This is a genomic window from Pseudomonas sp. NPDC089530 (assembly GCF_050280705.1).
In the GTDB taxonomy this organism is placed as follows: domain Bacteria; phylum Pseudomonadota; class Gammaproteobacteria; order Pseudomonadales; family Pseudomonadaceae; genus Aquipseudomonas.
Genome location: NZ_JBNNVU010000070.1, coordinates 18,282 through 28,674 on the forward strand (window position 1 = coordinate 18,282; position 10,393 = coordinate 28,674).

Annotated in this window: 7 protein-coding genes and 1 pseudogene; 2 read left to right on the plus strand and 6 right to left on the minus strand. The window is 65.5% G+C overall.

The window, feature by feature from the left end; translation table 11 throughout:
* Window positions 1-125 precede the first annotated feature (125 nt).
* Window positions 126-1,268 carry a DegT/DnrJ/EryC1/StrS family aminotransferase gene (locus ACQKQA_RS22295; RefSeq protein WP_427562472.1) on the minus strand — a complete coding sequence of 381 codons (1,143 nt, stop codon included), beginning with the start codon at window positions 1,266-1,268 and terminating at the stop codon, window positions 126-128.
* A gap of 175 nt (window positions 1,269-1,443) precedes the next feature.
* Here ACQKQA_RS22295 and gcvP point away from each other — a divergent pair, with 175 nt between their 5' ends.
* The gene (gene gcvP, locus ACQKQA_RS22300; protein ID WP_427562475.1) at window positions 1,444-4,317 is read left to right on the plus strand and encodes an aminomethyl-transferring glycine dehydrogenase; all 2,874 of its coding nucleotides are present in this window, start codon (window positions 1,444-1,446) and stop codon (window positions 4,315-4,317) included.
* Between the two features lie 79 nt (window positions 4,318-4,396).
* Here gcvP and ACQKQA_RS22305 read toward each other — a convergent pair whose 3' ends face one another.
* The 4 genes from ACQKQA_RS22305 to ACQKQA_RS22320 form a co-directional block, all read right to left on the minus strand.
* Window positions 4,397-4,714, minus strand: coding sequence for a DUF2388 domain-containing protein (locus ACQKQA_RS22305; protein WP_427562478.1), 318 nt, complete (start codon window positions 4,712-4,714; stop codon window positions 4,397-4,399).
* A gap of 112 nt (window positions 4,715-4,826) precedes the next feature.
* Window positions 4,827-6,434 carry a methyl-accepting chemotaxis protein gene (locus ACQKQA_RS22310; protein ID WP_427562481.1) on the minus strand — a complete coding sequence of 536 codons (1,608 nt, stop codon included), beginning with the start codon at window positions 6,432-6,434 and terminating at the stop codon, window positions 4,827-4,829.
* A 61-nt stretch (window positions 6,435-6,495) separates the two neighbouring features.
* Window positions 6,496-8,274 carry a GspE/PulE family protein gene (locus ACQKQA_RS22315; RefSeq protein ID WP_427562484.1) on the minus strand — a complete coding sequence of 593 codons (1,779 nt, stop codon included), beginning with the start codon at window positions 8,272-8,274 and terminating at the stop codon, window positions 6,496-6,498.
* Between the two features lie 129 nt (window positions 8,275-8,403).
* On the minus strand, window positions 8,404-8,724 hold the full coding sequence (locus ACQKQA_RS22320) for a hypothetical protein (RefSeq protein WP_427562487.1): 321 nt from the start codon (window positions 8,722-8,724) through the stop codon (window positions 8,404-8,406).
* A 125-nt stretch (window positions 8,725-8,849) separates the two neighbouring features.
* Between ACQKQA_RS22320 and ACQKQA_RS22325 the strand changes: the two genes are divergently transcribed.
* Window positions 8,850-9,320, plus strand: coding sequence for an Lrp/AsnC family transcriptional regulator (locus ACQKQA_RS22325; RefSeq protein ID WP_044465653.1), 471 nt, complete (start codon window positions 8,850-8,852; stop codon window positions 9,318-9,320).
* Window positions 9,321-9,392: 72 nt separating this feature from the next.
* Here the strand turns inward: ACQKQA_RS22325 and ACQKQA_RS22330 are convergent.
* Window positions 9,393-10,313 (minus strand): annotated as a pseudogene (locus tag ACQKQA_RS22330) (inorganic triphosphatase); the annotation flags it as partial.
* Between the last annotated feature and the right edge of the window lie 80 nt (window positions 10,314-10,393).

Sequence of the window (10,393 nt, forward strand, 5' to 3'; positions counted from 1 at the left end):
CAGATAAGTGGAAGCTTATATAGCGATTGGCAACTGTATTTATCGCTGAAATAAAAAACGCCCAATGCAGGGCATTGAGCGTCTTGAATAGTGCAAGGGCCAGCCTCCAGCGGCCGGTTATGTCTTTATCTACCTTGCAGGACAGCCTTCACCGTGGCGACCGAGCGTTCGACATCGTCCTTGCCCATGGCGGTGAACATCGGCAGCGAGACGATCAGGCGACCCACCCGTTCCGCCACCGGGAACATCCCCTCCTTGAAGCCGCGCTCGCGGTACAGGCTCAGCAAGTGAATCGGCGGATAGTGATAGCCGATGCCGATCCCGCGTTCCTGCATCTGTTCCATGAAGGTCGCTCGCGCCGGCTGGCCGTCCTGCCGCTCCGGCAGCACCAGCTGGAACAGGTGCCAGTTGCTGTTGCTGAAATCCGCCGGTGGCAGTTGGGCACCGTAGCGGGCTTCGAAGTCGCTGCCGAAGCACTCGAAGTAGTGCCGGGCCAGCTCGCGACGGTGCGCGGTGATCGCATCGATATGGGCGAACTGGCCCAGGCCGATGGCGGCTGCGACGTCGGTCATGTTGAACTTGCCGCCCAGCACGTCCACGTCCAGGCCGTCGAAACCATGGCGGGTCACGCCCTGCAGGCGGTACTTCTCCGCCAGGCGCGCCTCTTCGGCATTGTTCAGCACCAGGGCGCCGCCCTCGCTGCAGGTAACGTTCTTGTTGGCCTGGAAACTGAACGAGACAAAGTCGCCGCCAGCGCCGATGCGTTCGCCGTTCCAGCTTGAGCCCAGCGCCTGGGCGGCATCTTCCACCACCCGCAGGCCGTGTTTATGCGCCAGGGCATAGAGGCGCGTCATGTCCAGCGGCAGGCCGGCGAGAAACACCGGGATGATGGCCTTGGTCCGTGGGGTGATGGCCGCTTCCACCTGGTCCAGGTCGAGGTTGCGGGTCACCGGGTCGATATCGGCGAACACCGGGGTGGCGCCGACTTCGAGAATCACGTTGGCCGTGGCCACCCAGGAGATCGGCGTGGTGATGACTTCATCGCCAGGGCCGATGCCGGCGATACGCAGGGCGATCTCCATGGTGCAGGTGCCGGAATTGAAGGTGCGCACCGGACGAGCGCCGCAGAATTCCGAGAGCTGCGCTTCGAAGGCCTGGACCTTGGGGCCGCTGGTGATCCAACCCGAACGCAGGACTTCGCCGACACTGGCGATGGTGGCTTCATCGATGGTGGGTTTGGAGAATGGCAGGAAAGGCAACTGGCTCATGACGATGGGATACCCGATAAGCAGAAGTCGAGGCGGGGCGGCGGGCCGCGCCGGAGTCGAGCATCATGCCCCCGCCGAGCGCGCGGTGCCACACCGTCGGCACGCGGGATCGGCTGCTATGCTGCTTTGACCGTGTTGCATCGACGCCGAGCGCCGCCTGAGAGAGAGCCCCGTCATGTCCCAGTTGCCGTCCTTGAGCCAGTTACGCGATCCCAATGCCTTCCTGCAGCGTCACCTCGGGCCCGATGCCGCCGAGCAGCAAGCGATGCTCGACAGCCTGGGGCTGGGCAGCCGGGTCGAACTGATCGAGCAGACCGTGCCGCCGGGGATTCGCTTCAACCGTGCGCTGGACCTGCCGCCGGCCCTGGACGAGCAGGCCGCCCTGGCCAAGTTGCGCGGTTATGCCGAGCAGAACCAGGTCTGGACCAGCCTGATCGGCATGGGCTATCACGGCACCCTGACGCCGACGGTGATCCTGCGTAATGTGCTGGAAAACCCCGGCTGGTACACCGCCTACACGCCTTACCAACCGGAGATTGCCCAGGGGCGGCTCGAGGCCTTGCTCAATTTCCAGCAACTGACCATCGACCTCACCGGCCTGGACCTGGCCAACGCCTCGCTGCTGGACGAAGCCACGGCCGCCGCCGAAGCCATGGCCCTGGCCAAGCGTGTGGCCAAGTCGAAAAGCAACCTGTTCTTCGTCGACCAGAACTGCCATCCGCAGACCCTCTCGGTGGTGCAGACCCGCGCCGAAGGCTTTGGCTTCGAGCTGGTGATCGACAGCCTGGACAACCTCAGGCAGCACCAGGTCTTCGGCGCCTTGCTGCAATACCCGGACACCCACGGCGAGATCCGCGACCTGCGGCCGCTGATCGACCATTTGCACGCGCAGCAGGCGCTGGCCTGCGTGGCGGCCGACCTGTTGAGCCTGTTGCTGCTGACGCCTCCGGGCGAGCTGGGGGCCGACGTGGTGTTCGGCTCGTCCCAGCGCTTTGGCGTGCCCATGGGTTACGGCGGCCCCCACGCGGCGTACTTCGCCAGCCGCGAGGAGTACAAGCGGGCGATTCCGGGGCGGATCATCGGCGTGTCCCGGGATGCCCGGGGCAACGTGGCGCTGCGCATGGCCCTGCAGACCCGCGAGCAGCATATCCGCCGTGAGAAGGCCAACTCGAACATCTGCACCGCCCAGGTGCTGCTGGCCAATATCGCCAGCTTCTATGCCGTCTACCATGGCCCTGAAGGCCTGCGGCGCATCGCCCAGCGCGTGCATCGCCTGACCTGCATTCTCGCCGCCGGCCTGGAACGCAAGGGCCTGGTCCGGTTGAACCGGCAGTTCTTCGACACCCTGACCCTGGAGGTCGGCGGCAGCCAGACGGCGATTATCGAGAGCGCCAAGGCCGCGCGGATCAACCTGCGGATCCTCGGGCGCGGGCAACTGGGCCTGAGCCTGGATGAAACCTGCGACGAGAGCACCGTCGCCCGGCTGTTCGATGTGTTCCTCGGCGCCGACCACGGGCTGGACGTAGCGCAGCTGGACGCCGAGGCCCTGGCCCCGGGCATTCCCCAGGAACTGTTGCGCAGCACGCCGTACCTGAGCCATCCAGTGTTCAACAGCCACCACAGCGAAACCGAGATGCTGCGTTACCTCAAGCAGTTGGAGAACAAGGACCTGGCGCTGAACCAGTCGATGATCCCGTTGGGCTCCTGCACCATGAAGCTCAACGCCAGCAGCGAGATGGTCCCCATCACCTGGCCCGGCTTCGCCGACCTGCATCCCTTTGTCCCGGCGGAGCAGGCCCTCGGTTATTCGCTGATGATCGCCGAGCTTGAGCGCTGGTTGTGCGCCATTACCGGTTTCGATGCGATCTGCATGCAGCCCAACTCTGGGGCCCAGGGCGAATACGCCGGGTTGCTGGCGATCCGCAAATACCACGAGAGCCGCCAGCAGGGCGAGCGCAACATCTGCCTGATCCCGGCCTCGGCCCACGGCACCAATCCGGCCTCGGCGCAGATGGCCGGGATGCAGGTGGTGATCGTCGATTGCGACGACGCCGGCAACGTCGATCTGCAGGACCTGAAAGACAAGGCCAGCGCCGCGGGTGAGCATCTGTCGTGCCTGATGGCGACCTACCCCTCGACCCACGGCGTGTATGAGGAAGGCATCGGCGAGATCTGCGAAGTGATCCACAGCCACGGCGGCCAGGTGTACATGGACGGCGCGAACCTCAACGCCCAGGTCGGGCTGGCGCGACCGGCGGATATCGGCGCCGATGTTTCCCACATGAACCTGCACAAGACCTTCTGCATTCCCCACGGCGGCGGTGGCCCGGGCATGGGGCCGATCGGCGTGCGGGCGCACCTCGCACCGTTCGTGGCCAACCACCCGGTGGTGGCCATCGACGGGCCGCTGCCGCAGAACGGCGCGGTCAGCGCGGCGCCCTGGGGCAGCGCGAGCATCCTGCCGATCAGTTGGATGTATATCGCGATGATGGGGCCGCAACTGGCGGATGCCAGCGAGGTGGCGATCCTCGCGGCGAACTACCTGGCCGAACACCTGAGCGGAGCCTTCCCGGTGCTCTACAGCGGGCGCAACGGCCGGGTGGCCCATGAATGCATCCTCGACCTGCGGCCGCTCAAGCTGCAGACCGGCATCAGCGAAGAGGACGTGGCCAAGCGCCTGATGGATTACGGTTTCCACGCGCCGACCATGTCGTTCCCGGTGCCGGGCACCCTGATGGTGGAGCCCACCGAAAGCGAGTCCAAGGCCGAGCTGGACCGGTTTATCGAGGCCATGCTGAGCATCCGCGCCGAGATCGCCCAGGTCCAGGAAGGCAACTGGCCGGCCGAGGACAACCCGCTCAAGCGCGCGCCCCATACCCTGGCGGACATCGCCGGCGTCTGGGAGCGGCCCTACAGCATCGAACAGGCGGTGATCCCCAGTCCCCACACCCGGGTGCACAAGTACTGGCCGACGGTGAACCGGGTCGACAATGTCTACGGCGACCGCAACCTGTTCTGCGCCTGTGTGCCGGTGGATGCCTACCGCTGAACGGCCGAACGGCGGGCAAAAAAATGCCGCTCGAAAGAGCGGCATTTTTTATTGCACCAGCGGGGTTACAGGCTACGGGTCACTGCTGGGCGACGGCGTTTTTCGCCAGGATGGCGTTGGCCAACTCCATGTCGGTGGCCTGCAGGCCTGGGTTGTCGGCACGGACTTTGTTCATCGCGGCTTCCAGGAACGGGCCGCGGATGGTGCCTTCACTGGCGACGAAGCTGCTGGCGTCGTCCTGGGCGGCGGCGACCAGCTTGTGATCCTTGGAAGTCAGGTAGGTGGAAGCGGTGGTGGCGCCGGTGGAAAGCACGTTACGCCAGAAACTGTCGGCCATTGCCGAACCTACAGGCAGGGAAAGCAGGGCCAGGGTGGCGACAGCTGTTTTGAAACGCATGGTGGGTGACTCCAACAGGGGGGGTTAATCTGAGTCCTTTGATAGGGCCTCCCCCGATTCGGTTCCGTAACGCTAGTCGGCTTGTTCGATCCTGATAAAACCCGCCTTGCACCTACAGCTGAAAGCGCGTCACCGAGGTCTGCAGGGTGGCGACGGAGCGCTCCATCTGCTCGACCGTCGTCGCCAGTTCGTGCATGGCCCGGCTGTTGCGTTGGGCGATCTGATTGATCATCTCCACCTGCTGCGCCACTTCGTTGCTGGCTCTGGACTGCTCGCCGATGGTCTGGGAAATCTCCTCGACCATCAGCGCCGAGCGTTGCGCGCCTTCGCGTATTTCGTTGATTGAGGTGCCGGCCTGCTGGGCCATGCCCACCCCGTCGTTCACCCGGCTGACGCCGGTCTGCATGCTGCGCACCGCCTGCCCGGTGGTTTCGCGGATGCGTTCGATCATGCCGGTGATCTCCCGGGTCGATTGCGCCGTGCGGCCCGCCAGGCTGCGCACTTCGTCGGCGACCACGGCGAATCCGCGCCCGGCTTCGCCGGCGCGGGCCGCCTCGATGGCCGCGTTCAGGGCCAGCAGGTTGGTCTGTTCGGCGATGCCGTTGATCACCTGGATGATCGAGTGGATCTCCTCCGATGACTGGCCGAGGGCGGTGATGCTGTGCGAGGACTGGTTGACCGCCTCGGCAATGTGGGTCATGCCGTCGACCACCCCGAGAATGACTTGGCCGCCGCTGCCGGCGAGGGATTCCGACTGCGCCGAAATGTCTTGGGCGTTGCGCGCATGTTCGGCCACCTGGGCGATGTTGCTGATCATCTGTTCCATGGCTGCGGCCATGTTGTTCGCCCCCTGGGCCTGTTCGCTGGCGCCGTCGGCGATGCCCTGGGAGGTCAGGCTCAGGTCATGGGAGGTGCCCTGCAGGCCTTCGCTTTCGCGGCGGATGGTGGTGATCATGTCCCGCAGGTTGGCCTGCATCTCGCCCAGGGCCTTTTGCAGCTGGCCGGCCTCGTCGTCGCTGTCGACGCTGATCGGCAGGCTGAGGTTGCCCTGGGCGATGGCCCGGGCCGCGGCCACCGATTTTTCCAGCGGGCGCAGTACCGAGTGCAGTAACCGGCGCGTCAGCAGGCACAGCGCCAGTACGGCCAGCAGGCTGCCGCCGACCAGCCATCCGCCGGCCTGGCGCACCGCGGTTTCGCTGGCTTCGCGAGCTTGCGCGGTGCTGGCTTCGATCTTGCTGCTCAGGGCTTCGTTGAGGCCTTCCACCTCGGTAAATGTCTTGGCGAACGCCGGCATGTCCGCGCGGGCGGCAGCGGGGTCCCGCAGCGCTTGCTCGGCGATTTTCTCCGCGGCGCCAATGTAGCTTTCCAGCACCGGCTGCAGTTCGCCGATGGCCTGGCGGATGTCTGGCGCCAGGGGCAGGCGGGCATTTTCCGCCAGGGCCTTGCGGAACCAGTCGCCGTGCTCGCGCAGGTCGTTGCGGATCTGCTCGCCCGCGCCGGCATCGCCGGGCTGGCTGGCGAAGGCCGCCAGCACATCGGCCCGCAACGCGTCGTGCATCATGTCGGCTTCCAGGTGATTGCGCAGCGCGCTGGCATTGAGCTGGCTGTCGGCCAGCGCATGCGTCAGTCGCGTCTGGCCCCACCAGCCGATGCCGGCGACAAGGGCGATGGCCAGCACACTGAGCGCTCCGGAGACGATCATTTTCTGACGAATGTTCATGCCCACTCCCTGTGTGCGTTGATCTGTGGCTAAGCGTAGTCCAGGGGCTGCGCGACTGGCCTTATCGCTGTTCGCTTTGCGGTGTGACCCGCAATACCTCCTCGAGGGTGGTCAGCCCGGCGGCGACTTTCTGCGCGCCGGACAGGCGCAGGCTGCGCATGCCTTCCGCAAAGGCCTGGCGGCGGATGGCGAGCAGGTCGGCGTCGGCTGTGATCAGGGCTTTCAGGCTGTCGCTCAGTTGCATGATTTCATACACCCCGGCGCGGCCCCGGTAGCCGGTGTCGCGGCATTCCGCGCAGCCGGTGGCGCCGTGGGCATGGCTGGGCAGCGGCGCCTGCCAGGGGCGGGTCAGGCCTTGCCAGTCGCTTTCGTCCAGGGGCTGCGGGGTCTTGCAGTGCGGGCACAGAGTGCGCACCAGCCGCTGGGCCATGACCCCGAGCAGCGTGGCCTTGATCAGGTAGGGCGCGACCCCGAGCTCCAGCAGGCGGCTGATGGCGCCGGGGGCATCGTTGGTGTGCAGGGTCGACAGCACCAGGTGGCCGGTGAGCGCGGCCTGGATCGCCATCTCCGCGGTCTCCAGGTCACGGATCTCGCCGATCATGATGATGTCCGGGTCCTGGCGCATCAGCGCGCGCACGCCGCTGGCGAAGGTCAGCTCGATGTTGTGCTGGACCTGCATCTGGTTGAACGCCGGCTCGACCATCTCGATCGGGTCTTCGATGGTGCACAGGTTGACCTCTGGTGTCGCCAGCTGCTTCAGGGTGGTGTACAGGGTGGTGGTCTTGCCCGAGCCGGTGGGGCCGGTGACCAGGATGATGCCGTTGGGCTGGCGGGTCATGTCCTGCCAGCGCCGCAGGTCGTCGCTGGAGAAGCCCAACTGGTCGAAGTCCTTGAGCAGCACCTCGGGGTCGAAGATGCGCATGACCATCTTCTCGCCGAAGGCGGTGGGCAGGGTCGACAGGCGCAGCTCCACTTCACCGCCTTCCGGGGTCTTGGTCTTGACCCGGCCGTCCTGGGGTTTGCGTTTTTCCGCGACGTTCATCCGGCCCAGGCTTTTCAGGCGGCTGACCACGGCCAGGGTGACCTGGGGCGGGAACTGGTAGACGTTGTGCAGCACGCCGTCGATGCGAAAGCGCACCGTGCCTTGCTCGCGGCGCGGTTCGATGTGGATATCGCTGGCGCGCTGCTGGAACGCGTACTGGAACAGCCAATCGACGATGTTGACGATGTGCGCGTCGTTGGCGTCCGGCTCCTGATCGCTGGCGCCGAGGTTGAGCAACTGCTCGAAGTTACCCAGGGCGTGGCTTTTCTGGTCGGCGCTGGCCCCGGTGACCGACTTGGCGAGGCGGAAGAACTCCACGGTCAGGCGCTGGATTTCCACCGGGTTGGCCACCACCCGCCGGATCGGCCGTTTCAGCACGTGGGTCAGGTCGGCTTCCCAACTGCTGACATAAGGCTGGGCGCTGGCCACGGTGATGGCCTCGGCGTCGATCGCCACCGCGAGAATTTTGTGGCGCTGGGCGAAGGCGTAGGACATCAGCGGGGTGATGGCGGCGACGTCGATTTTCAGCGGGTCGATGCGCAGGTACGGCTGGCCGGCTTGCTGCGCCAGCCACAGGGTCAGGCTTTCCAGATCCAGGCGCTTGCCGGGGCGGCGCAGATCGTCCAGCTGCTGGCTGGCCAGGAACTCCAAGGGGTGCAGCTGGCTGTTGGCGGCGGTGCGGCGAGTGCTCAGGGCCTGCTCGGCCGAGTCCTGGCCGATGAAACCCTGGGCGACCAGGTCGCGCAGCAGATCGTTGAGATCCAGCCAGCGGTCCTGGGTAACGAGGGGAACGGACATGCGGGCTCCTTGTGAACGATCCGGCGGGCGCGGATCAGGCAGATGCGCCTTCTGACCACGGATTGCCAAGAATAGTCCCGGGCTCGCGACGAGCCGTCGCCCAAGCGTTGCAGGGTTTTGCCGGCGCCCTCAGCCGGCGGCCTGCAGCCGCTCACGCTCGGCGAGTTGCAGCTGTACCGAATACACGCTGACCAGGTTGCGCAGTTTCTCCGCGATCACTTGCGCGCGATGCCAGCTCAGGCCGTCGAGCAGTACCTCCATCAGCAGCGCGCCGTCCTGTTGCCGCACCTGGACCTGCTGCGGCAGCAGGGACTGCAGGGCGAAATGATTGAGCACCCGGCACAGCACGTCCGCTTCGGCGTCGGTGACCAGTTGGTAGTGCACCCGGCAATGGGTGTTGGCGACATTCCACACATCGGCGCGGGAACTGACGGCTTCGAGAGGGGGCATGGGGCTTCTCCAGATCAATGGAGAAATTTTTACATTCGGTCGCGGGTATTTCTTATCTAAGATGGGTGTATTTTTCTGATTATCGAATTGGGTAATTCGTGCATACCAATATTTTGGAGATATCTATGCATAGCGAGCTGGACGCCTACGACCGCCGCATCCTGGCCCTGCTGCAAGAGGACGCCTCGCTGTCCAGCGCGCAGATCGCCGAGCAGGTGGGGTTGTCGCAATCACCGTGCTGGCGGCGGATCCAGCGGCTCAAGGAGGAGGGGGTGATCCGTGGCCAGGTGACCTTGCTCGACCGCAAGAAGATCGGCCTCAACACGCAGATCTTCGCCGAGGTCAAACTCAACGCCCACGGCCGCTCCAACTTCACCGAATTCACCGAGGCGATCCGCGGCTTTCCGGAAGTGCTGGAGTGTTATGTGCTGATGGGGGCCGTGGACTTTCTGTTGCGCATCGTCACGCCGGACATCGAGGCCTATGAGCGCTTCTTCTTCGAGAAGCTGTCGATGGTGCCGGGGATTCAGGAGGTGAACTCGATCGTGGCGCTGTCGGAGATCAAGTCGACGACGAGCCTGCCGGTTCTGCGTTGATACGGCCGAGGCCATCGTGAGCCAGCTCGCTCCTACAGGAAGGTAGGGGCGAGCTGGCTCGCGATGAGGCTGTTACATGCGCAGCAGGGTTTTCCACGCGCGGTTTTGGAACACCGTGATCGCCTGTTGCTTGCGGGCATCGAGGGCTTCGTCGGTGATCGGTTCGTGGGCCAGTTGCGCCAGCTTGTTCAGCTCGCCGTACAGACGGTCCAGTTCCGGGATTTCCAGCACGTTGCGCGCGTGATGCAGCCAGGCCTGGATGCGTTCGATACGCGGCAGCTGTTCGGCCAGGTCTTCCGGTTGCTGCTGGTAGCGCGGCAGCTGCAGGGAGCTGGCTTCTTCGGCCAGCAGGCGCGGCAACCAGCTGGCCAGTTGCGCCGCGCCCTGGCGATTGCCGCGGGTATTGCGCTCGGCGGCCCAGCTACGGGCCAGCAGCCAGCGCGAGGTGTTCAGCGAGAACAGGCCCCAGCGCACGTCTTGCAGTTCTTCGATGAACTGCTCCGGCGCGGCCTTGCGTACGTCTTCGTCGTCCAGGCCGGCTTGCACCAGCGGGCGCCAGTCTTCCAGCAGCGCGTCCAGCGACGCACGCAGCTCGGCGGTGGCCTGGCGCGGCGCGGCCTGGCCCAGGCTGCTGACCAGGGCGCGCAGTTCCGCCAGGTTGTCGACCCAGTCCTGCAGCAGGCGCCAGTGGCCGTTGAAGCGGTATTGCTCGGCCAGGCGCTGGCTGCTGCCCAGCAGGTGCCAGGTCAGTGCGGCGAAGGCATCGTCCAGGGACAGGTCCGCGCGCAGCTCCGGCGCGGGCAGGCTCAGGGAGTAGCTGTTGGCGTCGAACAGGCGGTAGCCGCGCTCGGCCTTGCTGATGTCGCAGGGCATCAGCGGCAGGCTGGCGGCCAGCTCGGCGGCCAGTTCCAGCAGGGCGGCCGGTTCGCCTTCGCGCAGTTCCAGTTCCAGCTCGCAGATTTCTTCCTTCTGCTTGCCGGCGACCACGTGGCCAGCGCTAGCCAATAAGGCCTGCGCCAGTTTTTTGGACGCTTAAAACCCAAGGCCATACATGCACGACTCTAATTTGCTGC